The sequence below is a fragment of the Glaciihabitans tibetensis genome (assembly GCF_003003265.1).
In the GTDB taxonomy this organism is placed as follows: domain Bacteria; phylum Actinomycetota; class Actinomycetes; order Actinomycetales; family Microbacteriaceae; genus Glaciihabitans; species Glaciihabitans tibetensis.
This window is the reverse complement of record NZ_PVTL01000001.1, coordinates 626,359-652,920: the sequence shown is the minus strand read 5'-3', so window position 1 is coordinate 652,920 and position 26,562 is coordinate 626,359. Positions and strand designations below refer to the sequence as shown.

General features: G+C 65.3%; 26 protein-coding genes. 11 read left to right on the top strand and 15 right to left on the bottom strand.

The window, feature by feature from the left end:
* The first annotated feature begins 20 nt into the window (after positions 1-20).
* Positions 21-290, top strand: coding sequence for an acylphosphatase (locus B0I08_RS03085; RefSeq protein WP_106209662.1), 270 nt, complete (start codon positions 21-23; stop codon positions 288-290).
* Here B0I08_RS03085 and B0I08_RS03080 read toward each other — a convergent pair whose 3' ends face one another.
* Positions 291-803, bottom strand: coding sequence for an 8-oxo-dGTP diphosphatase (locus tag B0I08_RS03080; RefSeq protein WP_106209660.1), 513 nt, complete (start codon positions 801-803; stop codon positions 291-293).
* Between the two features lie 82 nt (positions 804-885).
* On the opposite strand from B0I08_RS03080, the gene B0I08_RS03075 reads away from it, so the two are divergent.
* Positions 886-1,152, top strand: coding sequence for an acylphosphatase (locus B0I08_RS03075; RefSeq protein ID WP_219905597.1), 267 nt, complete (start codon positions 886-888; stop codon positions 1,150-1,152).
* A 32-nt stretch (positions 1,153-1,184) separates the two neighbouring features.
* On the opposite strand, the gene B0I08_RS03070 is transcribed toward B0I08_RS03075, so the two are convergent.
* The 5 genes from B0I08_RS03070 to B0I08_RS03050 all read right to left on the bottom strand — a co-directional run bounded on the left by B0I08_RS03070 (position 1,185) and on the right by B0I08_RS03050 (position 6,200).
* Positions 1,185-2,768, bottom strand: coding sequence for a CYTH and CHAD domain-containing protein (locus B0I08_RS03070; protein WP_106209659.1), 1,584 nt, complete (start codon positions 2,766-2,768; stop codon positions 1,185-1,187).
* 27 nt (positions 2,769-2,795) lie between these two features.
* Positions 2,796-3,626, bottom strand: a complete 831-nt coding sequence (locus tag B0I08_RS03065; protein WP_106209657.1) for an ABC transporter permease — start codon at positions 3,624-3,626, stop codon at positions 2,796-2,798.
* Complete coding sequence (locus B0I08_RS03060; RefSeq protein ID WP_106209655.1) at positions 3,623-4,666, bottom strand: ATP-binding cassette domain-containing protein; 1,044 nt, start codon at positions 4,664-4,666, stop codon at positions 3,623-3,625. The genes B0I08_RS03065 and B0I08_RS03060 overlap by 4 nt, the downstream gene beginning before the upstream one ends.
* Before the next feature lie 61 nt (positions 4,667-4,727).
* A complete protein-coding gene (locus B0I08_RS03055; protein WP_106209653.1) occupies positions 4,728-5,492 on the bottom strand; it encodes a glycosyltransferase family 2 protein in 765 nt (254 codons plus the stop codon).
* Positions 5,493-5,807: 315 nt separating this feature from the next.
* The gene (locus B0I08_RS03050; protein WP_106209652.1) at positions 5,808-6,200 is read right to left on the bottom strand and encodes a DUF5997 family protein; all 393 of its coding nucleotides are present in this window, start codon (positions 6,198-6,200) and stop codon (positions 5,808-5,810) included.
* Between the two features lie 54 nt (positions 6,201-6,254).
* Between B0I08_RS03050 and B0I08_RS03045 the strand changes: the two genes are divergently transcribed.
* Entirely contained in the window at positions 6,255-7,274 is a 1,020-nt protein-coding gene (locus tag B0I08_RS03045; RefSeq protein WP_106209650.1) for a LysR family transcriptional regulator, read from the top strand.
* 38 nt (positions 7,275-7,312) lie between these two features.
* Positions 7,313-7,498, top strand: a complete 186-nt coding sequence (locus B0I08_RS03040; protein ID WP_106209648.1) for a hypothetical protein — start codon at positions 7,313-7,315, stop codon at positions 7,496-7,498.
* A gap of 10 nt (positions 7,499-7,508) precedes the next feature.
* Here B0I08_RS03040 and B0I08_RS03035 read toward each other — a convergent pair whose 3' ends face one another.
* Positions 7,509-7,799, bottom strand: a complete 291-nt coding sequence (locus B0I08_RS03035; RefSeq protein ID WP_106209646.1) for a hypothetical protein — start codon at positions 7,797-7,799, stop codon at positions 7,509-7,511.
* A 211-nt stretch (positions 7,800-8,010) separates the two neighbouring features.
* Here B0I08_RS03035 and B0I08_RS03030 point away from each other — a divergent pair, with 211 nt between their 5' ends.
* The 4 genes from B0I08_RS03030 (at position 8,011) to B0I08_RS03015 (ending at position 14,797) form a co-directional block, all read left to right on the top strand.
* Positions 8,011-8,769 (top strand): hypothetical protein, encoded by a 759-nt coding sequence (locus tag B0I08_RS03030; RefSeq protein ID WP_181243150.1) that lies wholly within the window; start codon positions 8,011-8,013, stop codon positions 8,767-8,769.
* Positions 8,766-10,442, top strand: coding sequence for a DNA polymerase Y family protein (locus B0I08_RS03025; RefSeq protein ID WP_106209644.1), 1,677 nt, complete (start codon positions 8,766-8,768; stop codon positions 10,440-10,442). The genes B0I08_RS03030 and B0I08_RS03025 overlap by 4 nt, the downstream gene beginning before the upstream one ends.
* Positions 10,442-13,903, top strand: coding sequence for an error-prone DNA polymerase (locus B0I08_RS03020; protein ID WP_106209642.1), 3,462 nt, complete (start codon positions 10,442-10,444; stop codon positions 13,901-13,903). Before B0I08_RS03025 ends, B0I08_RS03020 begins: the two co-directional genes overlap by 1 nt.
* A gap of 141 nt (positions 13,904-14,044) precedes the next feature.
* The gene (locus tag B0I08_RS03015) at positions 14,045-14,797 is read left to right on the top strand and encodes an SDR family NAD(P)-dependent oxidoreductase (RefSeq protein WP_106209640.1); all 753 of its coding nucleotides are present in this window, start codon (positions 14,045-14,047) and stop codon (positions 14,795-14,797) included.
* Positions 14,798-14,873: 76 nt separating this feature from the next.
* Here B0I08_RS03015 and B0I08_RS03010 read toward each other — a convergent pair whose 3' ends face one another.
* From B0I08_RS03010 to B0I08_RS03000, 3 genes are all read right to left on the bottom strand, one after another.
* On the bottom strand, positions 14,874-16,667 hold the full coding sequence (locus B0I08_RS03010; protein ID WP_106209637.1) for a DEAD/DEAH box helicase: 1,794 nt from the start codon (positions 16,665-16,667) through the stop codon (positions 14,874-14,876).
* Between the two features lie 32 nt (positions 16,668-16,699).
* Complete coding sequence (gene dinB, locus B0I08_RS03005; RefSeq protein ID WP_106209635.1) at positions 16,700-17,932, bottom strand: DNA polymerase IV; 1,233 nt, start codon at positions 17,930-17,932, stop codon at positions 16,700-16,702.
* Between the two features lie 197 nt (positions 17,933-18,129).
* On the bottom strand, positions 18,130-18,396 hold the full coding sequence (locus tag B0I08_RS03000; RefSeq protein WP_106209633.1) for a GlsB/YeaQ/YmgE family stress response membrane protein: 267 nt from the start codon (positions 18,394-18,396) through the stop codon (positions 18,130-18,132).
* Positions 18,397-18,630: 234 nt separating this feature from the next.
* Here B0I08_RS03000 and B0I08_RS02995 point away from each other — a divergent pair, with 234 nt between their 5' ends.
* On the top strand, positions 18,631-19,428 hold the full coding sequence (locus B0I08_RS02995; RefSeq protein ID WP_106209631.1) for an SGNH/GDSL hydrolase family protein: 798 nt from the start codon (positions 18,631-18,633) through the stop codon (positions 19,426-19,428).
* A gap of 36 nt (positions 19,429-19,464) precedes the next feature.
* Here B0I08_RS02995 and B0I08_RS02990 read toward each other — a convergent pair whose 3' ends face one another.
* The 3 genes from B0I08_RS02990 to B0I08_RS02980 all read right to left on the bottom strand — a co-directional run bounded on the left by B0I08_RS02990 (position 19,465) and on the right by B0I08_RS02980 (position 22,788).
* A complete protein-coding gene (locus tag B0I08_RS02990) occupies positions 19,465-20,562 on the bottom strand; it encodes a fatty acid desaturase family protein (RefSeq protein ID WP_106209629.1) in 1,098 nt (365 codons plus the stop codon).
* 98 nt (positions 20,563-20,660) lie between these two features.
* Entirely contained in the window at positions 20,661-21,902 is a 1,242-nt protein-coding gene (locus B0I08_RS02985) for a D-alanyl-D-alanine carboxypeptidase family protein (protein WP_106209627.1), read from the bottom strand.
* Positions 21,903-21,975: 73 nt separating this feature from the next.
* A complete protein-coding gene (locus tag B0I08_RS02980) occupies positions 21,976-22,788 on the bottom strand; it encodes a TrmH family RNA methyltransferase (protein ID WP_106209626.1) in 813 nt (270 codons plus the stop codon).
* A gap of 116 nt (positions 22,789-22,904) precedes the next feature.
* Between B0I08_RS02980 and B0I08_RS02975 the strand changes: the two genes are divergently transcribed.
* Together B0I08_RS02975 and B0I08_RS02970 are read left to right on the top strand one after the other, a co-directional pair.
* Positions 22,905-23,765 (top strand): Sir2 family NAD-dependent protein deacetylase, encoded by an 861-nt coding sequence (locus tag B0I08_RS02975; RefSeq protein ID WP_106209624.1) that lies wholly within the window; start codon positions 22,905-22,907, stop codon positions 23,763-23,765.
* Between the two features lie 49 nt (positions 23,766-23,814).
* Entirely contained in the window at positions 23,815-24,459 is a 645-nt protein-coding gene (locus tag B0I08_RS02970) for a histidine phosphatase family protein (RefSeq protein WP_106209622.1), read from the top strand.
* Positions 24,460-24,468: 9 nt separating this feature from the next.
* Here the strand turns inward: B0I08_RS02970 and B0I08_RS02965 are convergent, their stop codons facing one another.
* Both B0I08_RS02965 and B0I08_RS02960 read right to left on the bottom strand, forming a co-directional pair.
* Positions 24,469-25,545, bottom strand: coding sequence for a glycosyltransferase family 4 protein (locus B0I08_RS02965; protein WP_106209620.1), 1,077 nt, complete (start codon positions 25,543-25,545; stop codon positions 24,469-24,471).
* A complete protein-coding gene (locus B0I08_RS02960; RefSeq protein ID WP_106209618.1) occupies positions 25,542-26,498 on the bottom strand; it encodes an alpha/beta fold hydrolase in 957 nt (318 codons plus the stop codon). Before B0I08_RS02960 ends, B0I08_RS02965 begins: the two co-directional genes overlap by 4 nt.
* Positions 26,499-26,562 lie beyond the last annotated feature (64 nt).

Genomic DNA, 26,562 nt, shown 5'->3' with positions numbered 1-26,562 from the left:
CGCCGTTGCAGAATGGGACGATGATTCGCAAACACGCCGTCGTTCGTGGCGAGGTTCAGGGCGTCGGGTTCCGATTCCACACTCAGGCAACGGCGAGCAAACTGGGCGTGAACGGCTTCGTTCAGAACCTTGCAGACGGATCCGTCGACGTGGAGATCGAGGCGGAGGAAGCAGCCGTCGATCGGATGCTTGCCTGGCTTCGTGAGGGTCCTACCTGGGCGATTGTGCGGTCGGTGGATGTCTCGGAGCTAGCACCGCGCGGCGACAAGGGTTTCGAGATCAAGCAGTAGCTACGGGCGCCCCGGTAGCTCGGCACCAGCGAAACCGGGGTGGGTGCTTGATTCAACGGTCCGGCCATCCGGACCAAACTGGAACGTGGCGTGGATCGGGTCGCCCGCGAGCGTCGCGGGCAACCAGTATCGGGCGTCGTCCCACATCCGGTCGAAGGGGATTTCCGCGACATTCACCCAGCGTGGTTCCAGCTCGTCGGATTCCACCGGATCGCCCTCCCATCGATGGGCACGAAATACCCACGACTTCTGGCTCCAGGCGGGGGTGTGAGGAAACGGGTAGGTCAGCTCTCCCATCAGCTCGAGGTCAGCGACATCCACCGTCAATCCAACCTCCTCAGCGACCTCACGCACGATCGCCTCGGATGGGCTTTCGCCGGGTTCGAGCTTGCCCCCGGGGCCAACTAGACGGCCCTGCCCAAGTCCGGTCTTCTTGCGCCCAAGCAGCACCTGCTGACGACCCTCGTCAGTGGTGCGGAGCAGGTAACACACGCAGACCTCGGGGAGTGACATCTGCCAAGGCTAATCAGCATCCTTCCCAATCTCGATTCGCAACCCCATGGCGAAGAACCCCCGGCGGGAAGAAACTATAAGAGTGATCCGCAAACACGCTGTGGTGCGGGGCCAGGTGCAGGGCTCCGGCTTTCGCTATTACACGCAGACCGAGGCAATCCGCCGTGGTTTGCGTGGATACGTGCGTGACAGCGCGGATGGCTCCATCGAGGTGGAAGTCGAGGGCGACGACACCACTGTCGAAGACCTTATCGACTGGCTGAAGGTGGGGCCCACCTGGGCGAAGGTCGAGAAGGTGGAAGTCGCCGAGCGGCTGCCCAGCGGGCGCCCCGGATTTCACATTCTCTGACCACTATCGGGGCAGCCGACCGCCGCCGTGACTCACGCTTTGGCTGCGCGCCCAAGCTCGCTCACAGCCGCCTCGAGTGCGTCGACCGCCTGGCTGGCGTGCTGGCGTTCCGCTTCCGCGAGCGAGTCGTAGTCGGCGGCGGACTCCCCCGCTTCTTCGGCCTGCAGCGCGGTCTGCCGCAACCGTTCGACGAACAGGGTTGCATCGCGGTGTTCACCGAGGAGGTCCTGCACGGACTCGGCTGATTTAGCCAGCGCTACGGTCTTTTTGCCGAGCACGGGAGTATCTCCCCCGCTGAGAGCCTCGGCAACGTAGCGCAAGCGGCGTGCGGCTTTTCTCGCTCCGTGCAGCGCCTCAAGGTCATCATGGTGCGCGTTTTTGAGTCTGCGCCGTGCCCGTCGACTCTCACGACGCACGACCAGACGCATTGCCGGACGTGCCTTCGCCAGGGACTGCCCCGCCACCGGCGGGCGCAGCACGAGCGCGTCGATGGCGTCAAGCAACGCAAAATACTCCGCCGACGAGAGGTAGCCGAGCAGGCTCGTGAGGAGGGACTCGTACTCGGCCCAGGCGTCCTCGACCAGCCGCCGCCGCACGTGGACAGCGTCGACGGTGGCGGGAGCGATCAGCGCCGATGCCCGCTGGTGCCGCACCTCTGCGTCGCGCACCACACCGAGGGTGTCCCCGAGTTGTCCCAATCTGTAGCGGAGGTCGTCGAGCACCGCGGGGTCGAGGACACCCTGGAACGCGGCGAGCACACTGCGCAGCCTCCTGATCACAATCCGCATCTGGTGCACCGCGTCCGGCTCATCCGAACGAACCCCGGGGTCTGCGTCGAGGAGCTCGTCGCGAAGGTGCCAGAGTACCCGGATGGCCGCTCCGAGAGCGGTGGCGCTATCGTCGGGCAGCGCTGCCGCCTGTGTCGCGTGGTCCTCCCGTTCCAGGGCGCGCGCGAGCTTGGACGGATGCCGTGAGGCCGAGGCACCCGCTGCAAGCAGGTGCGGCTCCAGGGCGTCTAGAACGTCGCCGCGTTCAGCGTTGAGCAGTTCCACCTCCCACTCCCGCCAGAGCCTCAGGATGCCGTTCTGCACGTCCGTGGCCGCCACCCGGTCGTCCGCGATCTCCGCACTGGCCGTACTGGCCGTACTGGCCGCACCGGTACTGGCCGCACCGGCCGCGTTGTCGGCGTCCTCTCCGTCGGCGTCGGCGGTGAAGACCGTGGTCACAGACCGCTCCGTCGTGATGTGGGCAACTTCGACGAGCTCGTTGCCGCGCGAACGCGCCAGCACGAGATCGATCAGCTCGCGCGGCGGAACGAACTGTGCCGGCGGGGTGTGATCGCCCGGTGGCTCCAGCGCAACCCGGTGTTCGGTGCGACCCCGGGGAGCCGGAGTCTTCAGGTGCCACCCCTCATCGGAGCCGCCCTCGCGCCGCCGCAGGGTGAATCCAGCTGCGGCCAACGCGCCGCCGGCCGTGTCGAAGTACACCGCTCGGAGCGTGAAGGGCTCCTGCGCCTCCGTTTTCGCTATTGCCGGGACCGTCGAGAGATCGGGAAGCTGCGCCGTGTCATCCACCTCATATTTGCGTTCCGTTTCGGTCACCTTCGTGACAGTCATGGCAGTTCTCCTTTTCGCAGCAACCCATTACCGCGAGCTGACCTGGGCGAACTTACGGATCGCCAGCGGCACAAACACGACCAGCATGATCGCGACGCCAATCAGAACGGTGATCACGGGGTTCTGCAGGGTCCAGGCGTCGGGCTCTGGCGTGTTCGGAGGGATATTGCCGAACAGCAGCCTGGCCGACTCCACGAGCGCAGACACGGGGTTGTACTCGGCGAATGTCTGCAATGGTCCAGGCAGGCTCTCGGCGGGAACAAACGCGTTCGAGATGAACGTGAGCGGAAAGAGGATCAGGAACGCGACGTTGTTGATCACCTCGGGGCTGCGCACGCTCATGCCGACGAATGCCATCACCCAGGAAAACGCGTACGCAAACAGCAGCAGCAGCACAACGCCGGCCAGCCCCTCGAGGAAACTCGATCGAATGCGCCAACCCACGATCAGGCCCGTAAGCATCATCACCACCATGGAGATGGAGTTGATCAGCAGGTCTCCGTTGGTTCGCCCGATAAGCACCGCCGACGGGCTCATCGGCAGCGTGCGGAAACGGTCGATGATGCCGTCCTTGAGATCCTGTGCCATCGCGGATCCTGAGTAGGTCGACCCGAACACGACGGTCTGCGCAAAGATACCCGCCATGATGAATTCGGCGTAGGTGCTGCCGGGGATGGTGATCACACCCGCGTAGACGTAGGAGAACAGCAGCACAAACATAATTGGCTGCAACGTGGTGAACACCAGAATGTCGGGAACGCGCTTGATCTTGATCAGGTTGCGCCGCGTGGTGATCCAGCCGTCGCTGACCCAGTCCAGCAGAGGCGATGCGGGGCGAACACGTTCGATACTGCTCATCGGGATTCTCGCTTTCTGCTTTCTCGCCGGGTTTTGGGTTGCTCCTGCTCGCCACCCGAGGCCGCGTCTTCCGACGCGGTGGCGTCGTCGCCGGCGGAGTGGCCGGTCAAGCGCAGAAAGACGTCATCGAGGGTGGGCCGCCGCATTCCCGCGTCGTACAGGGGGATGTCGCTGCGCCCCAGCTCAGCGAGGATCTGTTGCAGCGCCTCGGGTGCGTGCGCTGCGTTCACGGTAAGCGCGCGGCCGTCCGAGGAGACCGTGGGTGCTGCGGTACCGTGACGGGCGAGAATGTCACGGGCCGCGACCGTGTCTGCCGCGTCGACCAGGTTGATCTCCACCCGCTGTCCTCCGATGGAGGCTTTCAGCTCGTCCGAGGTGCCCTCGGCTATGACCCGCCCGTCGTCGATCACCGAGATGCTGTCGGCGAGCCTGTCGGCCTCTTCGAGATACTGGGTGGTGAGAAGCACGGTCGCACCCTCGCCCACCAGCGTCTGGATGATGTCCCACATCCCCAGCCGGCTGCGCGGGTCGAGGCCGGTGGTGGGCTCGTCCAGAAACAGCACGCTCGGCCGGATTACCAGCGCTCCGGCGAGGTCGATCCGGCGGCGCATACCTCCGGAGAACCCTTTCACCGGCCGATTCTGTGCCTCCGTCAGGCCGAACACGTCGATCAGTTCCTTCGCGCGCGCACGGGACTCCTTCGGCCCCAGGTGGTACAGCCGACCCACCATGTCCAGGTTTTCCAGCCCGGTAAGGTTCTCGTCCACCGCCGCATACTGGCCAGACACCCCAATCATCGGACGAATCCGCTCGGGGTGTTTGACCACGTCGATGCCATTCACGAACGCCGACCCGGAATTTGGCACGGTCAGCGTGGTGAAAACCTTGACGGTGGTGGTCTTACCCGCGCCATTGGGACCCAGGAGGGCGGTGATCGTTCCCTGAGGAACGGAGATGGCGAGGCCATCCAGGGCATGCACCACGGGCGCGCCCCGGGGCGTGTACGTCTTCTTTAGGTCGGTGGCTTCAAGGAATGCCATTCCGGAACATTAAGCCCAACGCATACCGGAAGTCGACCCTCCCCTCAATTCCCCCGTGCGCTCACCGGGAGGTGTATTTTGAGGCGGAGTCCCTTGCTTGCAAACCGAGCCGAAACTCCGCGCGACGTGCGCGGTACGAACGTTCTTTCGCGTTGATCGCCAGGGTGTAATACGCGAGTTTGACTCTCTTGGCGAGCGCTGCCACGTTGCCGAATGGGCGTGCGGAGACCGCCACCAGTAGCCGCCGATCAAAGTGCACCGTGCTTCCCGCGGGCAGGTTCATGCTGAAGTCGAGGTCGTCGTGAACCAGTTTGAGTTCCCGATGGGCTCGGTCCCGGGTCAGCGCCCACAGCTCGCGATGCATCGCGAAATTTGAGCCGAAGAGGGGCGGATGTCCCAACAGCACGGTCATGCCGAGAAAGTAACCGCCCAGGTACACGTGCTGCCCAAACCAGCACGCCACGCGGTTGCCCCCATAGAACTCCGCGGAACCGGTGACCGCTGCGGGCGACCGCAGCGCCGCCAGCGATGCCTCGATTCGCTCGAGCCAATCCCGCGGCGGCACCGAGTCGGTGTCCAGGCGCGCGATGATGTCGCCGGTGGCTGCGTCGAATCCGGTCGCGGTCGCGGGAAAGATCCCGGGCAGCGCCTCGTACAACAGCCGTACTCCCGCCGTACGCGCTACGGCGGCCGTGTCATCCGTGCTGCCATTGTCGACCACAATGATTTCGTCCGCGGGCCGGCTCTGGTTTCTGAGGGCCGCGAGGCAGGTTCTCAAAAAATCGGCGTCGTCCAGCGCGGGGATCACAACGGAGATAGTCGGCATAGTTGCTCAGATTATCTGTGACCGGGCCGATCAGACACCACTCTGGTTCGGCGTGTATTGTGCGCCCCCCCGTGCCGACGGCCTGAGTGTGATCGAACAGGTGGCCCCGCCGTCATCCGACGGGAGGGCCACCTATTCGACTACCCACGGCGCCATTGCCGTGACCAGGTCGGTGGAGAAACGCGGAGCACGATGGTCACTTCGGCCCCGCGACATCCACCTGTCCGCCTTATCGGCGCGGACTCAACAAGTAAAGATCACCGCGCCGTAAATAGCAGGTGGTTGCAGGAGTTTGTCCTGCGGTGTAGGCGAGGCCTACTCCGCGTTCGCAGCCTTCTCGGCGGCGGCGGCCTTGATGCGCTTCTGTTCCTCACGCACTCCGGCCTGCGTTGCGCGCTCGCGCACCAGCCAGGCGGGCGGAGCGGCAAGGAGCTCCTGGATCTCTGCGGTGGTGAGGGCCTCGGTGACGCCGCCACGAGCGAGCCCCGAGGCGGAGACGCCGAGCTTGCTTGCCACAATCTGGCGCGGGTGCGGGCCCGTGGCGCGCAGCTTCTCGATCCACTTCGGCGGATTGGTCAGCAATTCGTTCAGTTCGGCGCGGGTGACCGAGCCGTTCTGGAATTCTTCTGGGGCGGCGGGGAGGTAAATTCCCAACTTCTGTGCGGCGGTCGCCGGCTTCATGGACTGCGGCGATCGTTCCTGGCTCATGTACGACAGCGTAACCTGTGACCTTGACCGCGAATGGCGCGGACAGCAGAAAGGATGACCGTGGACGTCACCCTCCTGCGGCATTTTGTCGCCGTGGCCGAGCAATTGCACTTCGCCCGGGCCGCACAATCCCTCGGGATTTCCCGCCCGGCGCTCAGTTCATCGGTGAAGGCGCTCGAAGCCGAACTGGGGGCGGAGTTGTTTGATCGCAGCGCCGAGCGCACGACCCTCAGCGCCACCGGCCAGCAGCTGCTTGCCGAGTCGGGCCCCCTGATCGAGGCAGAAGAGCTGCGCCTGGCAGAAATCGCCGCGACCATGGCTCTTCCGGGCACCCTCAGTGTCGCGTTCGTTCCCGGGGTCACCGTGGGCAAGTGGACCCTCGCCTGGGAGAGCCGCCACCCGGGGATCGCCCTGCGCGTGCGCCCGGTGGATGAAGAGGACTCGGTGGCGGTGCTCCGCGACGGCATCGCCGACGTGAGCTTCGTGCGGCTGCCGGTCAAGGATCATGGGCTCGGCGTCATCCCCCTCTATCAGGAAACCGCGGTCGTTGTGGTCTCGAAGGATCATCCGATCGCGCTGTTTGACTCCGTCACCCTCGCCGATCTCGCCGACGAGAAGATTGTGCGAAAGCCGCCGATCGTGTCCGATGCCGTCGAGCTGGTCGCTGCCGGAGTCGGTGTAGTGCTTTTGCCGCAGTCCATTGCCCGGCTGCACGCCCGCAAAGATGTGGTTGCCCGGCCCGTGACCGACGCGCCCCAGACGGGCATCGCCATCGTCTGGATCGAGGACGACCTCACCGCGGAGATGGAAGAGTTCATCGGAATCGTTCGCGGCCGCACCGCGGCGAGTTCACGCTCGGGATCTCCCCTGTCCGAGGCGGCGGGATCCGACACTGATCGCGCTGTCGGATCGGGTTCCTCGTCTTCGTCTCCGTCGTCAGAAAAGTCTGGTGCCGCCAAATCAGGCCAAGCGAAGTCCGCCGCGGGCGCGGCCAAGAAGCCCAAGGCTCGCCAGGTAAAACACTCCCGTGGCGCCCTCCAGGCCCGCAACCGCAAGCGCGGCGGCGGGCGCTAACCCTCGACCGCGCCGCTTTCGGGCTTTAGTGTCGGTGCATGAGTTATGCAGACACCAACGACCGAGACATCCGCGCCAAGCAAGAGAGCAGCCCCGCCGAAAGCGCCGCTGTTGCGGACAAAACTCCGGCGGATGACGTCAAAGTCCTTCCGGGCACGGGTGGCCCGGACGACGTGGGTGACGTTGAGGTCGACCCCGACGAGCTCAACATGAGCGGCCACTAGGCCTGCTTGTCTACTGCGTGCTGAACAGTAATTCGGGGGTCAGGCTGTCGACCTCACCGCTGAATTCCGCTGCGCTGACCCGGGAAGAGGCACTGGGTCCGGACTCGGCGAGAAAGTCTATGAGCCGACGCACCTCGGCTGCGCTGAACTCGGGTGAGTAGCGGGGATCCAGCGCGTCCAGCCACTGGTCTCGCTGTTCGCGCCATCCCGCTGCGGTTCCCGCGGCTGTCGCCGGGTGGTCAGCCCGCCGCAGCAGGCTTCGCACCCGGGCCGCGAGCTGGTCGGAAAGAGTGGGGGCCATCGTTTGAGGGTACTCGGCGCATTGCCCGGGCTCTGCGGCTGGAGCGGCTCTAGGCATTCACCTCCGTCGACCGGGTGCCCGGTCGACACTGAGACCACTCGACGCTGAGACCTCGCGCCTTCGCCGGGTGACACTCCCGCTGGGCATTGCCTGAACCGCGAAAATGTCGGTGGCAATTGACACCATCGAAACTATGTTCGAATATGGGGTCATGGCACCCGCATCTGCAGCAGCAACGGTCGAGACAGTGAATCCCGCTGCCTCGACTGCTGCTTCGTCAACAGTAAGCGATCTGCAGGCGCGAATTCGCTCCATGCAGGCCACCAAACTCGACACCCGCCTGATTCCCACCCACCCCGCCATCGCGAATCTGCTCCCCGGGGGCGGACTGAAACAGGGGTCAACGTATTCGGTTGACCACTCCATCACGCTGCTGATGGCGCTGCTCGCTGGCCCGTCTGCCGCCGGATCGTGGTGTGGGGTGGTGGGAGTCCCCGAGTTCGGCGTGGAGGCCGCAGCCACTTTTGGGGTAGACATCGAACGGCTCGTTCTGGTTCCGCACCCGGGCGACCAATGGCTCGCAGTCACCGCGGCGATCGCCGATGTGATGAGCGTGGTGGTTACCCGTCCACCCAAGCGTGCTTCCGACACCAGCCTCGCCCGCCTCGCCGGCCGACTGCGCCAGCGTGGATCAACCCTGCTCGTCCTCGGAACCTGGCCGCAGAGCGAGGCGATGCTCAGCCTCTCCCAGAGTGTGTGGAGTGGCATTGGCGAGGGGCATGGCTACCTCGCCGCCCGGCAGGCGACTATTACCGTCTCGTCGCGCCTGGGCGAAGCACCCCGCAGCGCCCGGCTGTGGCTCCCCGACCCCGAGCAGAAGTTCCGCGATGTTGATCCTCGCTCGATGGATGCCTCTCCGGGCGCGATGCATTCGCGCGAGAAACCGCGTCATCTTCGGGCCGCAGGATGAACGCCCCAATCGTTCGCACCATGGTGTTGTGGTGTCCGGACTGGCCCATCATCGCCGCGCTTCGGGAAGCCGCGGCCGCCCAGGGACTTCCCACGCAGGGCTCGACGATGCAGGGCTCGACTGCACTGGGCTCGACGGTGCAGGGCTCGCGCGCGCAGGCCGCTGGGCGAAGCGACATCCCCCTTGCCCTGATCGAACACGGGGTGGTTTTTGCCTGCTCCGCCGCCGCGCGGGCAGAGGGAGTCAAGCGCGGCCTCCGGGTTCGTGAGGCGCAGGCGCGCTGTCCCGAGCTTGTGGTGCAGCCCTATAACGCCGTGCACGATAACCGCGCGTTCGAAGAGGTACTCACCGCCATCGAAGCGATGATGCCAGGGGTGCAACTACTGAGACCGGGCACCTGTGCGATCCGCGCCAGGGGTCCGGCACGGTACTACGGCGGCGAGAAGCCGTCCGCACTGGCGCTTATTGCCCTGCTCGACCAGCTGGGTGTGCCCGGAGCGCGGGTCGGCATCGCCGACGGTCCGTTCACAGCCGAGCAAGCAGCACGGATGGCGGGCCTCACGACGGGGAGGTCTGCACGGGTGCAGATAGTGCCCGAGGGCGCGTCTGCAGAATTCCTGGCCCCGCTGCCGGTGAGCCTGCTCGATGCCCCTGCCCTGGTTACCCTGCTGCGCAGGCTGGGCGTGACCACGCTTGCCGAGTTCGCCGCCCTGCCCGTAGTGGATGTGCTCGGGCGATTCGGTGAGGCAGGAGCCCACCTGCATTCCCTTGCCAGCGGGCACGACAGCCGTCCCGTGATCCAGCGCATCCCCCCGGAAGAACTCGACAGCACGGTCGAGTTCGAACCCCCGCTGGACCGGATCGACCAGGTCACCTTTGGCGTTCGCGCCTCGTCCGACCGTTTCATCGAGGCGCTGACCGAAGCGCAGCTGGTCTGCACGGCGCTGCGGATCGAAATCGATTCGGAATCCGGCGAGGTGTCCGAGCGTAGCTGGCTTCATCCGCGCTCCTTCACCGCGGCCGATGTTGTAGACCGTGTGCGCTGGCAGCTTCAGGGCAGCGGCGAGGTCGACACCGGCCTGACCTCCGGGATCACCCGGGTGCGCGTCATCCCCGAGTCCGTCGACGCCATCGGCCACCACGAGGTTGGCCTCTTCGGTGGGGGCCCAGACGAACGCATCCACCACGGCCTGTCCCGGGTGCAGAGCATGCTGGGTCATGGCGGGGTGCTCACCGCCGTGATTGGCGGCGGACGCACCCTCGCCGACCGGCAAACCACTGTGCCGTGGGGCGATCGCCCGCTGCTTACCCGGCAGCCGACCCAGCCCTGGCCGGGCACACTGCCGCCACCGGCACCCACCACCATTTTTCCGACCCCGCACCCCGTGCACGTACTCGACGCGACGGGCGGCACAATCCAGGTCGACGACCGAGGCACCCTGTCCGCTTCCCCTGCGCAGTTCTCCCCCACCGGCAGCGGCCGCACCATGCGGCAGATCCAAGCCTGGGCTGGGCCCTGGCCAATCGATGAGCGGTGGTGGGACAACGAAACCCACCGACGTTCACACCGCTTCCAGGTGGTGGATGCCGCAGGCATGGCGTGGCTGCTCGTGCTGGTCAGCGCAACTCAGGGTTCTGACAGCAGCTGGTGGGCCGAAGCGAGGTACGACTGATGGGATACAGCAACCCACCCATTTCCTGGTCCGAGTTTGAACGCGCGCTGTCCGATGGGCGGCGACCCGGTTCTCCCCCGGCCGGCGCGGACGGCGGCGATAGCCCGGCGTGGTCGAACAAACGCCTGCCGTATGTGTCCCCGCCCGAGGCAGCCACCGCGGCCGCGCCAGCCTCAGTGCCGTACGCGGAGTTGCACGCGCACTCCAACTTCAGTTTTCTCGACGGGGCCAGCTCCCCCGAGGCACTGCTGGAGGAGGCCACTCGCCTCGGCCTGCACGCCCTCGCCCTGACCGACCACGATGGCCTCTATGGCATTGTGCGGATGGCAGAAGCGGCGGAGCAATTCACGGTCAAAACAGTTTTTGGCGCCGAACTCTCCCTGGGCCTCAGCAAACCGCAAAACGGTATGGCCGAGCCGGAGGGCAGCCACCTGGTGGTGCTCGCGCGGGGCAAAGAGGGGTACCACCGGCTCGCCGGCGCTCTCACCTCGGCACAACTGGCAGGGATGGAAAAGGGTCGCCCGCTCTACGATCTTGCCGAGTTGTCTGACCGCTCCGACGGGGCTTGGAACATTTTGACCGGGTGCCGCAAGGGCAGGGTTCGTCAGGCGTTGGTGGCAGGCGGGGTGTCCACGGGAGAGCGGGATGCCGCGCGCGAGGTCGACCGTCTGGTCGACCTTTTTGGCCGCGACAACATCCTGGTCGAGCTGTTCGATGCGGGGAATCCACTCGACAGCAGCCACAACGACGTGCTGGCCCGCATCGCCGACGCCCGGGGACTGCCGGTGGTCGCCACCGGCAACGTGCACTACGCGACTCCGAAACAGCACCACCTGGCCACCGCGTTGTCTGCGGTGCGCGCCCGCCGCAGCCTTGACGACATGGACGGGTGGTTGCCGTCCTCCGGCAGCGCCCACCTGCGCAGTGGCGCTGAGATGGCAGCCCGCTTCTCGCGCTACCCGGGTGCGATCGAACGTACGGTCGAGATCGCCGACGACCTCAGCTTCGAGCTTCGTCGGGCCCGACCCGGCCTGCCCAAACAGAAGGTGCCCGACGGGCACACCCCGATGAGCTGGCTTCGCCGGCTGGTCTGGCAGGGAGCCGCGGAGCGGTACCCGAATCTCTCAGAAAAAGACCGGGCCAGGATCGAACGGGAGCTCGCGGTAATCGAAGCCAAGGACTTTCCCGGGTACTTCCTGATCGTGCACGACATTGTTGCGTTCGCCCGCGGCCGCGGCATCCTCTGCCAGGGACGCGGCTCGGCCGCAAACTCGGCCGTCTGTTACCTGCTGAAGATCACCGCGGTCGACCCGATCTTCTACGGCCTGCCGTTCGAGCGGTTCCTCTCCAGCATGCGTGAGGAGGAGCCCGATATTGATGTGGATTTCGACTCTGACCGGCGGGAGGAAGTCATCCAATACGTCTATCAAAAATACGGCAGGCTGAACGCCGCTCAGGTCGCCAACGTCATCACCTACCGCCCCAAGTTCGCCGTGCGTGACATGGCAAAGGCCCTTGGGCACAGCCCGGGACAACAGGACGCCTGGTCGAAACAGGTGGAGCGGTGGGGCTCGCTTGTGCAGAGCGAAGACCACGACATTCCTCCCGCAGTGGTGGGGCTCGCCCAGGAGGTAATGAAATTTCCCCGGCACATGGGCATCCACTCCGGTGGAATGGTGCTCACCGACCGGCCTGTCGGCGAGGTCTGCCCGATCGAACACGGACGGATGGACGGGCGCACGGTGTTGCAATGGGATAAGGACGACTGCGCCTGGATGGGACTGGTGAAGTTCGACCTGCTCGGTCTCGGCATGCTCGCCGCGCTGCAACACTCTTTCGACCTGGCGAAAGAGCACCTGGGCGAGGAGTGGTCGCTCGAGTCGATCCCGCGGGAAGAGGCCGGGGTGTACGACATGCTGTGCCGTGCAGACGCCGTCGGGGTGTTCCAGGTGGAATCCCGCGCGCAGATGGGCTTGCTTCCCCGACTGCAACCGCGCCGGTTCTACGACCTCGTGGTGGAAATTGCGATGATCCGCCCCGGACCTATCCAAGGTGGTGCCGTGCATCCGTTCGTGCGACGCAAGCTTGGCCAGGAGCCGGTCACCTATCTGCACCCCAAGCTGAAGGAGCCGCTTGAGCGCACCCTCGGGGTTCCGGTATTCCAGGAGCAGCTGATGCAGGTCGCGATGGCCGTCGGCGGATGCACCGGTGAGGACGCCGACCTGCTGCGGCGAGCCATGGGCTCCAAACGCGGAATCGAGCGGATCGAGTCCCTGAAAGACAAGCTTTACGCCGGGATGAAAGCGAACGACATCTCCGACGAGGTTGCGGACGAGATCTACGGCAAGATCCAGGCATTCGCAAACTTCGGTTTCGCCGAGAGCCACAGCCTCAGTTTCGCCCTGCTCGTCTACGCGAGCGCGTGGATGCGCCTGCACTACCCGGGAGCGTTCCTCGCCGCACTGCTGCGCTCCCAGCCGATGGGGTTCTACTCGCCGCAGTCGCTCGTGGCCGACGCCCGCCGCCACGGTGTTGTGGTGCTGCGACCCGACATCCAACGCTCCGGTGTCACCGCGGGGCTCGAACCGCTTGGCGCCGCGACGGACCCCCGGTATACCGTGCCGGGAGGCGCCGTGCCTGCCTCGATGCCCGCACCCGCCACGGGAGCCGCGTCGTGTTTACACGAGCAACCCCCGGTGCCGCCATTCGACCGCTCGGTACCTTTTGACTCGGATGACCATCGACGCGACGGGGCGCTTGCGGTGCGGCTTGGCCTCGACGAGGTCAAAGGTATCGGCACGCCGCTGGCGACCGCGATCGTGGAAGAACGCGACCGCGGGGGCAATTACCGCGACATGGCAGACCTCGTGCGTCGGGTGGGACTGAACACCGCCCAGCTTGAGCTGCTTGCCGCCTCTGGTGCGTTTGATGTTTTTGGGCTTTCCCGGCGTGAAGCGATGTGGGATGCCGGCAACGCAGCCCAGGACCGTGCCGAGTACCTCCCCGGCACCGTGGTCGCGGTGCAACCCCCACTGTTCGCGATGCCCTCCGAGGTTGACGAGATGATGAGCGACCTCTGGTCTACCGGGATGTCGGCAGACAACCACCCGGTGCGACATTTGCGCGAAGCCTTGGGGCGTCGCGGCGTGCTCTCGGCCGCCGACCTTGCAACCACAGAGTCCGGGCGTCGGATCGAGGTGGCCGGGGTGGTCACGCACCGGCAACGCCCGGCGACCGCCAGCGGCATCACCTTCGTCAACCTGGAAGACGAGACCGGGCTCGTCAACGTGATTTGCAGCGTGGGGGTCTGGAACCGCTATCGCCGCATCACCCGCGAGGCCCCGGCGATGATAATCCGGGGCATCTTGGAGCGCTCACCAGAGGGGGTCACCAACCTGCTGGCCGACCGCTTTGAGGTACTCGGGATGAGTCCGCAGACCAAGTCGCGAGACTTTCGTTAGAGATGAACAAGGCATCCTCAGCTATCCAACACTTGTAGTTTATTCTGCGCAACAAGCGTAAGATATCTTCAATCGAGGGACGACCTCGACCGGTGCGGCGCAGACGCCGCCCCGGACGCAATCGAGAAAGAAGCGCTCATCATGGCTAGATTCGACAACAAGGTAGCGATCGTCACCGGCGGCGGAAGCGGCATCGGAGCGGAGATCTCCCGGGAGCTCGCCGCCGAGGGGGCCTCCGTCGTCGTCACAGACATCAAGCTCGACGCCGCACAAATGGTCGCGGACGAGATCATCGCCGCGGGCGGCAAGGCCGCCGCCTTCGAGCAGAACACCGCGAAGTGGGAAGACTCGGAAGCAGCCGTCAAGTTCGCCCAGGACACGTTCGGCGCGCTGCACCTCGCCGTGAACAACGCGGGCATCGGCGCAGCCCCCCAGACCATCGGCGACTACGACATCGCAGCATGGGATCGCGTTCGCGCAGTCAACCTTGACGGCGTCTTCTACGGTCTGAAGTTCCAGCTTCCCGCCATGGTCGCCGCCGGCGGCGGAGCCGTGGTGAACATGGCGTCCGTCCTCGGATCGGTCGGCATTGCCCAGAACGCCGCATATGTCACGAGCAAGCACGCTCTGACCGGGCTCACCAAGGTCGCCGCCCTCGAATACACCGCGCAGGGGGTCCGAACGAACGCCGTGGGTCCAGGCTTCATCGATACACCGCTCGTGCGCTCCAGCCTCTCCCCCGAGGCGCTCACCGCCCTCGAGGGTGAGCACGCCTCCCGCCGCCTCGGCACCGACAAGGAGGTCGCCGCCCTCACGCTGTTCCTGCTGAGCGACGCCGCGTCCTTCATCTCCGGCAGCTACCACCTGGTCGACGGCGGATACGCAGCACACTAGGCGCACGCGAGACAAAAAGCCCGCCGCACGGGAGTGTCGCCCTTGAGGTGAGCACTGCCGGGCGCGAGGGCGCCGGTCAGGAGCGCATGCCGCGCCGAAGGTAGTCGATCCGAGCCTGGAGCTGCGTGACGCTCGCCTGGCCGACGGCCGGCCCGCCGCACACCCGGCGGAGTTCCGCATGGACGATCCCGTGCGGCTCGCCGTTCAGCTTCGCCCGGATTCCGACGAGGCTGTTGAGCAGGGTGCGCTGCTCCTTCAGCGTTCGGTAGAGCGCCTGGGGCTCGGGCGTCTCGGAGGGCGGCTTCGAGGCGGACCGTTTCGACTGGCGCGCCTGGCGCTGCTGCAGCAACTCGCGCACCTGATCGGGCTCGAGGATCCCCGGCAGGCCGATGAAGTCGAGTTCTTCGTCGCTGCCGGTCTCCGCGGCGAAGCCGAACTCGTTGCCCTCGTAGAACACGCGGTCGAAGTTCGCTTCCGACTCCAGAGCCTGCCAGACGAATTCATCCGGCAAGGTCTCTGATGCCTTTTCCGCGCGGTTGGCCTCGTCCATCATGTCGTCGTCGAGGAGCCCGTCTTCTGCGCTGGTGTCGCGGTCGAGGGCGTGGTCACGCTCGTACTCGAGGGTGGATGCGAGGGCCAGCAACGACGGAACGCTCGGCAGGAAGATGGAGGCGGTTTCTCCGCGGCGGCGGGCGCGTACGAATCGCCCGATGGCTTGAGCGAAATACAGGGGCGTTGAGGCGGATGTCGCGTAGACACCCACCGACAGGCGCGGCACATCCACGCCCTCTGACACCATGCGAACGGCGACCATCCAGCGCGATTCACTCCGCGCGAAGGCTTCAATCCGCTCGCTCGACTCTTTCTCGTCCGACAGCACGACGGTCGGGATCGTGCCCGTGATCTCCTGCAGCAGGGCGGCATACGCCCGGGCCGTCGTCTGGTCGGTCGCGATCACCAGCCCCCCGGCGTCTGGGATGCTCTGACGCACTTCGGTGAGCCGCAGGTCTGCTGCGCGCAGCACTGCGGGCATCCATTCACCCATGGGGTCGAGGGCGGTTCGCCACGCCTGTGAAGTGATGTCTTTGGTGTCGCCCTGGCCGAGGCGCGCCTCCATCTCCTCGCCCATCTTGGTGCGCCATCGCATCTTGCCCGCGTAGGCCATAAAAATCACCGGGCGAACCACACCATCGGCGAGGGCCCGGCCGTAGCCGTAGGCGTAGTCGCTCTGGGAAAGCCGGATGCCCTTTTCATTACGCACATAGGACACAAACGGGATCGGCGCGGTGTCCGAGCGGAACGGCGTACCGGTCAGCGAGAGGCGACGGGTGGCTCCCTCGAACGCCTCTCGAATGGCGTCGCCCCAGCTGAGCGCATCCCCGCCGTGGTGCACCTCGTCGAGAATGACGAGCGTTCGTGCGGACTCCACCATCGCGCGGTGGTGGCTGGGCTTCATCGCCACCTGCGCGTACGTGATCGCCACACCGTGGTACCGACGGCCGCCGAAGCCTTCATTGTTTTTGAAGTCGGGGTTGAGCCTGATACCCACCCGGTGGGCGGCATCGGCCCATTGCTTCTTGAGGTGCTCGGTCGGGGAGACAACGATCACCTGGTCGATGACGCGGCGCGCGATGAGCTCGGTGGCCAGACGCAACGCGAAGGTAGTTTTTCCTGCTCCCGGGGTAGCCGCGGCGAGGAAATCGCGCGGTTCTTTCTCGAAGTACAGGTCGAGCGCCTCCGCCTGCCAGGCACGCAGCTTGCCCGCGGTTCCGCGTGCTGCCCGCTCAGGGTACGAGGGTGAGAGATGCTCCGCGGCAAAGGTTCCGACTGTGGGGCCGGGCAGAGGTGGAGTATTCACTTGAGAAGACATTACCCGCAGCGTCCGACAATGCCCGACCCGTGTCAGTCGTCCGGGCGTGTCTGTTTCTTCTGCACGAAAGCAGCGCGCTGCACGAGCCCGTTGCCGAATCGCGCGGTTACGGCGTCCATCACGCTTTCTGCTTCGCGCCATCCTTCGTCGGTGTCCCACAGTGCCGTCGAACCGCCACCGGATGGGGCGAGCTGCTCCATGCGGACCCCGACCAGACGGATTCTGCTGTACTGGTGGCCCAGACCCTCGTAGATTTCACAGACTTCGTCGTAGATCCTTTGCCCGAGGTCGGTGTACTCCCCCAGCGTGCGGGATCGGGTGATGGTGCTGAAGTCCGCGAAACGCAGCTTGAGTACCACCGTGCGACCCTCGAGCTGGGCGCGCCGCAATCGCACGGCGACTTTGTCGCTCATCCGCAGCAGCTCGCGGCGAATGACGGCTGCGTCGGTGATGTCGTGTTCGAAAGTTACCTCGTGCCCCACGCTCTTTTCCTCTCCCCCGACGGTGACCGAGCGGGGGTCGCGAGCCCAGGAGAGTTCATGGAGCTTGGTTCCGGTGGCGACGCCGACACTCTTCTGCAGGGATACCAGCGGCGTATGCGCGACATCCGCCACCGTACGCAGCCCCAGTCGCACCAGATGCTCTTCGGTCTTCGCACCGACGCCCCAGAGGGCGCTGATCGGTAACGGGTGGAGGAACTGCAGAGTTTCTGCGAGCGGCACCACGAGCAGCCCATCCGGCTTCGACAGCCCCGACGCGAGTTTCGCCACGAACTTGGTTGCAGCGACACCGACGGAACACCGCAACCCGGTCTCATCCCATACCCGCCGCCGAAGCAGGGTAGCGACCTCGTAGGGCGAACCGAGGAGACGCCGAGCGCCGGATACATCGAGAAACGCCTCGTCGATGCCCAGTCTTTCGACGAGCGGAGTGAGGTCGTCACAGATGGCCATCACCTGCTGGGAGTAGTGCGTGTAGCGGTCGAAATGGGGCTCGAGTACGACGGCGTCTGGACACCGACGGAGCGCGAGCGCCATGGGCATGGCTGAGTTAACGCCGTATTTGCGTGCCTCGTAGGTCGCGGCGGTCACGACGGAACGCGCGCCGCGGTGGCCGACAATGACCGGAAGACCGCGAAGGTCCGGGCGCTCAAGGAGTTCGACGGAGGCGAAGAAGGCATCCATGTCGACGTGCATGATACTTGCGCGCCCATCGTCGACGAAGTTGGTGGTCACCTGCCGCCCGCTGCCGTCTTGTTTACTCACCCTGCCAGTTTCGCAGGCACCACCGTCAATTGGCGGCAGAACTCGACAGTTCGACAACCGCCAGATAAGACGAGAAATAACGAGGGACGATGCGGATATCCACATCGTCCCTCGTCCTGGATGGGGGCTGGCGTCATCCCGAAATGACGTCCCCCCACCTCATCTACCGCATTCCCGTCCTGCACGAGACAGCGCGGTCATGTGCTCCGACTGCCTCTGGTAACGAGCCCGTAAATCAGCAGCACCACGATCGACCCGCCGATCGCCAACAGCCACGTGCGGATGTCAAAGAACCCGCCAAGGTCCACATCGAACAGCACGCTACCGAGAAAACCACCAAGAAGGGCGCCAACGACGCCGAGGATCAGGGTGATGACCCACCCGCCGCCCTGGGTACCCGGCAGGAGAGCCTTCGCGATCGCTCCCGCGATCAACCCGAGAATTATCCAGCCGAAGATACCCATCACGAACTCCCTGCGCCGTCATTACCGCAAACCGAGTATCGGTCCCAACAAAACAACCCTAGCGATGCCCCCCGTTCGGGGGACATAACGCGCCGAAGTTGGCCGGGGCTTGACTTCTGCCCCTCTCCTCACCTGCTGTTTTGACCGACAGAGTGTCGAGGGTGAGATCGCGCTCCTCCGGTTCGGGATTTTGCGCAGGCTGCAGAAAACTCTGGAATCCGACACACTGGAATCATGACTATGCAACATCCGTGGACCCGCTACGTCGCCATTGGCGATTCCTTTACCGAGGGCATTGGCGACCCGGAGCCCGAAAGTCCGGGCGGCTTTCGTGGATGGGCCGATCGCGTCGCAGAAGTTCTCAGCCTTCAGACGACCGACTTCGCCTACGCCAACCTCGCGATCCGGGGGCGCCTGCTACAACAGGTGATCGATGAACAGATCGACCCGGCCCTGGAACTACATCCCGATCTCATCACCATCTCGGCCGGCGGCAACGACATCATCCGGCCCGGAACCGATCCGGACGAAATTTCGTCCCGGCTCGACGGCGCGGTCAGTCGGCTGCGCTCGAACGGCGCGACCGTTGTTCTGTTCACTGGACCGGATATTGGGATGACGCCGGTACTCGGCCGATCGCGCGGCAAAGTCGCGATTTACAACGAGAACCTTCGCTCCATCGCGCTTCGGCACGACGCGGTCATCGCAGACATGTGGGCGCTGAGCGAATTGCGTGACGCACGAATGTGGGCGCCTGATCGCCTGCACTTCTCGGCAGTGGGCCACCACACGGTCGCCCGAATGGTACTGGCTGCGCTCGGCGTCGAGAACGACCTCGAGCCCTTCGCTCCGGAGCCGCTGCCGCGGGCGACCTGGCGCCATGCGCGGGTGGAAGACATCGGCTGGGCGCGGGAACACCTTATGCCCTGGGTGATGCGCCGGATGCGACACCAGTCCTCGGGAGACCTGGTGGTCGCGAAACGGCCCGGATTCCCCGAGCAGGCACTCCCGGGCGACCCGCCGTCCGACTAACAGCCGACGCGCCGTCCAACGAGCGGCGAGGACCTGCTAGCGACCGAACCCGGAAGCGGCGGGGCAGTCGAACGGATCACGCGCGGCCAGGCCAACACGGTTGAGGTACGCGATCACGATTCCGTAGGACTCCAGCAGGCTGGCCTGGGTGTACAGGATTCCCTTGGCTTCGCAGTACTCGCGCACAATGTTGCCAGCGCGACGCAGGTGCGGCCGGGGCATGCTCGGGAACAGGTGGTGCTCGATCTGGTAGTTGAGGCCACCCATAAAGATGTTCATGCCGAAGCCACCCCGGATGTTGCGGCTGGTGAGCACCTGGCGACGGAGAAAGTCGACGCGGCTGTCCTTGGCGATCTGGGGCATTCCCTTGTGGTTCGGGGCGAACGATGCGCCCATGTAGACACCGAAGACGGCGAGCTGCACTCCGATGAAGGCAAAGGCCATTCCGACGGGCAGGAACGCGAAGATGACGGCGATGTACCCGATGTTGCGTACGAGCAGCAGAGTGATTTCCAGCCAGCGCTTGTCGACCTTGCCCGGGCTGAAGACCGTCTTGAACGCCTGCATGTGGAGGTTGAATCCCTCCAGCGTGAGCGCGGGGAAAAAGATCCAGCCCTGGCGCTGGGCGATCAACTTTGTGACGCCCTTGAGGCCGCGGGCGTGCTCCTCCTGGAAGATGATGAAGTCGGGCTCGATGTCGGGGTCTTTGCCGACGGTGTTCGGGTTCGCGTGATGGCGCGTGTGCTTCGTCATCCACCATGAGTAGCTGATGCCCACGAGCAAGTCGGCGACAATCCTGCCGGCGGTGTCGTTCGCCTTACCGGAGGTGAAGACTTGGCGGTGCGCGGCCTCGTGGGCCACGAAAGCGTACTGGGTGAACAGAACGCCGAGAACGCCCGCGATTATCAGCTGGAACCAGCTGTCGCCGAGGAGTGCGAATCCGACCCAGGCTCCGGCCATGGCGAGCGTGATCACAGCGAAGTTGATGATGTAGAACGTCCGCGTGCGGTGCAGCAGTCCGGCCTCACGAATGGTGCTCAGCAGGGCTGAGAACTCCGAGGTGGGATTGGTGAGCCCCCGTTGTCCGGTCTTGATGATGCGTGGCGCTGGCGCGGCGGGATTCAAGCTCGACACGATACCCCTGAAATTTGGGTCGACTTCCCAGCCGTGGGAGGGAGCGGATGCTCGGTGTAGATGTGTTCAGCATAAAGCGAAAAACTGGGAATCTCTGGTTAGAAAAGTTCCTCAGGATGGGTGATGCGCCACCAGGCCCCGGGGTCTTCGATCGTCGTCGTCGCGGTCAACGGAACGGATACCTGCTGACTTCCGGCCACAAAGGTCACCGTTCCCACATTGCTGCCCTCCGTGACGACCGTAATCGGATCGGTGGCAACCGTCGCGGTTACGGGCGTGTCGGACCACACAACGACGGAGCTGTCCTCGCTGGCAACGGCGGTCGTGGTTTCGCCCCACGCCGTCGAGTACGCGCCGAAACTCTCCCCCGCCGTGGTCAGCGTTACCTTGTGGAACCCGGAGATCACTCCAGAAATGAGCTCCCGCACCGCTGCGTCAATGGTGTCGTGATCCTCGCCACCCAGCACAACGCCCACGAGGGTGACCGTCTGGTCCTCCACGAGTACATCCGCGGAGAACAACAGGCAAGCTCCGGCCTCATCCAGGGTGCCGGTTTTGATGCCGTCGATGCCGTCCACTCCCAGCAGGCTGTTGGTGTTGCTCAGCGACCCGACATCCGGCACCGTCACGCTCTTCTGTGACACGATCTCGGCGACGGTCGGATCCGCCAGGGCGAGTCCGCCGAGGGCAACGAGGTCGGTCGGAGTGCTGGTGTTCAGCGGGGACATTCCCGTCGAGTCGACAATCGATGTCGACGTCATGCCATGCTCGGTCAGCCACGTTGCCGCGGCAGCGGCGTACTCGGCTTCAGAACCGAACGCCCAGTTCACCAGCGACCGGGCGTAATTGTTCGCGGACCCGACGAGCATCAGTTCAAGCACCTCGCGCTGCGTCAGCACCTCGCCCGCCGCCACCGGCTTCACGCTGCCGTTGTCGGCCAGGTAGTCGTTGTAAATCTGCACGTCTGCGGAAGTGAAAGCGATGTCCTCGCCCTCCTCGCCCGACGCCAGGGGTTTCGCGTTCAGCACCACGAGCGCGGTGACGACCTTCGTAACCGACGCGATCGGCAGGGGTGCGGTGTTTCCGCCGGATGCGAGCAATCCCTCGGTGCCGACCATCGCAATTCCGCTGGCCCCGTAGGCCGGCACGGCGACCTGCGCCGCCGCCGCGACGGGTGGAGTGTACGTGGCGAGCTCGGCAGAGACCACCTCGAGCGGTGCAAGGAGCGTGGTCGGAAGGTACACACCCGCGGCAAGCACCACCACTGCGGTACTGAAAAGGACGGTACGCCGACGACGGTAGATCTTCTTGCGGTTCAGCGGGTGTTCTGGAGAAGGCACTCGGCCATGATAGCCAGCCCACAGTTCACGCTTCTGGCAGATCGATCAACGAGGCGGATGATCCGGGGCGACGTCACCCGCGACGCTGGGGGCTGAGGGCATACAGCGCGACAGCGCTGGCCGACGCGACGTTCAGTGAATCGACGCCGTGCAGCATCGGAATCGTCACGATGGTGTCTGCGAGGCGCTGGGCATCCCGGCTGAGTCCGTCTCCCTCGGTTCCGAGAAGCAGGGCGACTCGCTCGGGCGCGCTCGCAACGAACGTGTCGAGCTCCACGGCGGTGTCATCGAGAGCGAGCGCCGCAAGGTGAAAACCGAGGTTCTTCAGCACGTCCGCTGCCTCCGGCCAGTCGGGCAGACGCGTCCACGGGACCTGCAGAACCGTGCCCATGCTGACCCGAACGCTGCGGCGATAGAGCGGGTCGGCACAGCGAGGGGTGATCAACACGGCATCCGCCCCGAGACCCGCGACGGAGCGAAATATCGCGCCCACATTGGTGTGGTCGACGATGTCCTCGAGCACAACAATTCGTCGTGCGCCCGCCACAACGTCGGCAACCGAGCGCAGCGGCGGCCGGTGCATCGCGGCGAGTGCGCCCCGGTGCATGTGATACCCCGTGAGTTTCTCGAGGAGCGCGGACTCTCCGACGTAAATCGGGCCGTCGAAGTCGGCCAGGATCGCCGCCATTTCTGGGAGCCACTTCTCCTGAAGCAACACCGATCGCGGCTGGTGACCTGCGGCAAGAGCGCGCTGGATCACCTTGCTCGACTCTGCGATGTACAGTCCGCCCGCGGGCTCCGACACCCGCCGCAGTGATACATCGGTGAGGCGAGAGTAGTCGGCGAGTCCCTCGTCGGACAGGTCGGTCACGGGTACGAGGTGCATCTGAACAGCTTCCGATTGTGCGTAGGCGGAGCAACACTTCCAGCCCCCGGAAACATATCGGAAAATTCGCGGGCTTAAGCTGGGGGTCGCACCTCGACACACTCAAAGGAGTTCGGATGACGCATCCCGTCACTCCCACGGCCGCAACGATTTCCCCTCTCGTCAGCGATCAGGTCGACGCAGCGGTGGCGCTGTTGCGTGACCGCAGGATCGCGGTGCTCACCGGCGCCGGCGTCAGCACCGACTCGGGTATCCCCGATTACCGCGGCGAGGGCGCGCCCGTGCGCACTCCGATGACCTTCCAGCAGTTTTTGGCCGACCTCGACTATCGCAAGCGGTATTGGGCGGGCAGCCAACTCGGCTGGGAGCGCTTCGACGCTGCGCGCCCGAACGAAGGCCACAGGGCGCTCTACGATCTCGAGCTCGCCGGTCACGTCAACGGCGTGATCACCCAGAACGTCGACGGATTGCACTTGCGCGCCGGATCGCGTCGGGTCGTCGACCTGCACGGCACGATGGACCGCGTGCGGTGCCTGCGCTGCGGCCAGCTCTACGCGCGCACCGACATCTCGCTGAGAATCGCCCAGTCGAACCCCTGGTTGGCCGAGCCCGATGCATCCGCTCTCGGACCAGACGGCGACGTCGAAATCAGGGATGTCGGCCGCTTTGTGATCCCCGAATGCACGGTCTGCGAGGGCACGCTGAAGCCCGACATCGTGTTCTTCGGAGAGTTCATCCCCAAGGAAAAGTTCTCCGAAGCCAGCGCTCTGGTGTCCTCGGCGAACGCCCTGGTCGTTGCGGGGTCATCGCTCGTGGTGAACTCCGGCATCCGCCTGCTCGAGCAAGCCATCCGCCGCAAACTCCCGATCGTGATCATCAACCGAGGGGTGACCAAGGGCGACTCGCGCGCGTCGGTTAAGATCGATGCGGGAACGTCCGAAACGCTGACCGAACTGCGGCAGCGACTCGAGAGCTGAACACGAGCACCGAGGCCCGCCGGCGACGTTCCCCGAAAAGGATCGCGCGATGACCAACCTCTACCTCGTTCGCCACGGTGAGACCGATTGGAACCGCGCGCGCCGCATCCAGGGCAGCACGGACATTCCACTCAACGACACCGGACGGGCCCAGGCAGCCACCACCGGTGCACTGCTCGCCCGCCGCGAGTGGGACGCAATCATCTCCAGCCCGCTCTCCCGGGCCTACGAGACGGCGAGCATCATCGCCCGCGAGACCGGCCTCGCCGCGCCCACCACCCGGGACACCCTCGTCGAGCGCGGCTACGGCGCAGCGGAGGGCCTCGATCACCGGGAGGTCGACACCCGGTTTCCGGACGGCGAGGAAGTTCCCGGTCGGGAGAGCCGGGACGAGGTGATGGAGCGGGTCGTTCCCGCGCTGCTCAGCATCGCTGCCGAGCACCCGGGTGAGAACGTCATCGTCGTAAGCCACGGCGGGGTGATTCGCGCGGTGTTGAGCGCGATCGAACCGGACAATGCGCACGGAACGATCACCAACGGATCGATCCACAGCGTGCGCATCGCCGACGGGTCGCTGGAGCTGATCGCATTCGACGATCCGATCGACGAGCTGTCGCTTGCCTGCGGCACGGACGACATCGAGCAGCAGAACGCTCTCGAGTCGCGCGACGCAGTCAGTTCTGCCGGCGCCTGAGCCCGCGGGCTACTTTTCGGTTGCGCGCGTGGCTACGACACGCCGGAGTACCTGCAGCAGAGCGTGAGCCGAGTGCTCCCAGCTATACGGCTGTGCTTGCTGGACCGAACGGCGCGACCGCGACATCCACTCTGCCTCGTCTTCAAGCGCACGCACAGCGCTCGCAAACGAGCTCGGTGACTCGGGGTCGAAATACCCCGCTGCGTCTCCGCCGATCTCGCGGAACACCGGGATGTCGCTGACGACCACCGGGGTGCCGAGCGCCATCGACTCCACGAGCGGCAGTCCGAAGCCCTCGGCGCGCGACGCGGTCACCAGCGCGGTTGCCGACAACAACAGTTCTTGGTACCTGGCGTCGGTGACCCCGCCGTGGAAGGTGACGCTCCCCGCGGGCGCGAGCACCGCGAGGCGCTGCTGGTCGGCGTCACTCGCCCGGCTGAGCAGGTGCAGGTGGTAGCCGGGAAGCAGGTGCATCGCCCGCATCAGAAGCTCGACGTTTTTGTAGGGCATGAAGGAACCCATGTAGACCAGATCGCGGCCGGTTGGGGGTTCGTCGCGCACAGACTCGGGAGTCTCGACGGCGTCCGAGACAATCGTGATGGCGTGAGGAGTGAGCCGGTGGCGCAGCATCAACTGCCGAGTCGTCTCTGATACCGCGACGTGTTCGTCCGCGCTGCGCAGGAGCAGGCGCTGTGGTGCCCAGCTGAGGTGGTACAGGCGCCAGACCAGGCGAATCGGCCAGGACAAATTGCGCGGGGGCGTGGGGTTCGAGTAATAGATCAGGTCGTGCACCGTGGAGACCAGACCGAACCTGCGACCCCAGGGACCCAACGTCTGCATCGGGGTGAAGACCACGTCGGGGGTGAACTTGTTGATCATTAGCGACGCGAGCGGTTCGGTGACGCCCGTGGGCGACGGGCCCATCACCCAGGGCAGATCCGGAAGCATCGTGAGCTGGCGGCGGTCGCTGATCATCATCGTCAATGGATGCAGCTCGCTGAGGGCGGTCACCAGGCCGGCGGTGTAGCGGCTGATGCCGTCGTGCCGCTCCAAACGGGTGTACCGGCAGTCGAAGAGAATCTTCACAGGGTGCTTCCGGCTGGCCGCTGGGAACCACCCGCGGTGGGCCGCGCGCTCTCGGTCGCTACCTGACCACTGCCGAGGAACGCCACAATTTCCGTTGCGGCCTCCAGCGGGCGCTCGTAGTGGATCAGGTGGCCGACGTCTTCGAACATCACCAGCCGGGCGTCCGCGAAGAGGCCGGCGAGCCGGTGCAGGGCGCGCACACTGGTGATCGGGTCGTGGTCTGCCGCGATGAGCAGCGTGGGCACCGCGATGCGGCCGGCGGCCATGCTGACGTCGCTGGTGACCGAGGCGTCGAAGCCCGCAAGAACCGTCGCCCGATCCGAGAAACGGCTGAAGTAGGTCTGATGCTGCGAGTGAATCCAGCGGCGAAGGGCAGGATCCTTCGTGGTCACCATCACCACGCTGGTGAAACGCACGATGAGCCAATTGCTCAGCAACGCGTATCCGACCCGTTCCGGCAGAGCGGCGGCGACCCGGTAGTACTGCACCGTCAACCAGGTGAGCACTGCCTTCGGGCCAGACAGCGCGGGCGCGGCGATTGGATTGATCAGGATCAGCCGCGGCGTCTGCAAGCCGTCGGCCACAGCTGCGGAGGTCACGATCGAGCCGAAGGAATGGCCGAGGATGACCGGCTGGTCCGCGAGGTGCAGCGCCTCCACAAAGCCGCGCAGCCACGACGAGTACCCGGCAATGCTGTGCTCGGCTCCCGTCATCGGGGTGGATTCTCCGAACCCCGGCAGGTCGGGACTGAGAACGCGAATGCCCCGCAGATGGGCAACGATCGGATCGAGCCCGTGGTGTTCGCCACGGAAACCATGCACGGCGATGACGGTGACCGCGGCATCCACCGGCCCGTAATCCCAATAGCGGGTGTGGCTGCCCAGCACCGAGACCTCGCCTTCGCGCAGGGGGACTTCGGCCAGGAGAGACGCGTAGGGAGAGAAGGCAACCATTTCTATAGATTCTAGGCAGCGCCGACCGGGGAAAAATGCGCGGGCCACCTAGACTCGGTAAGTG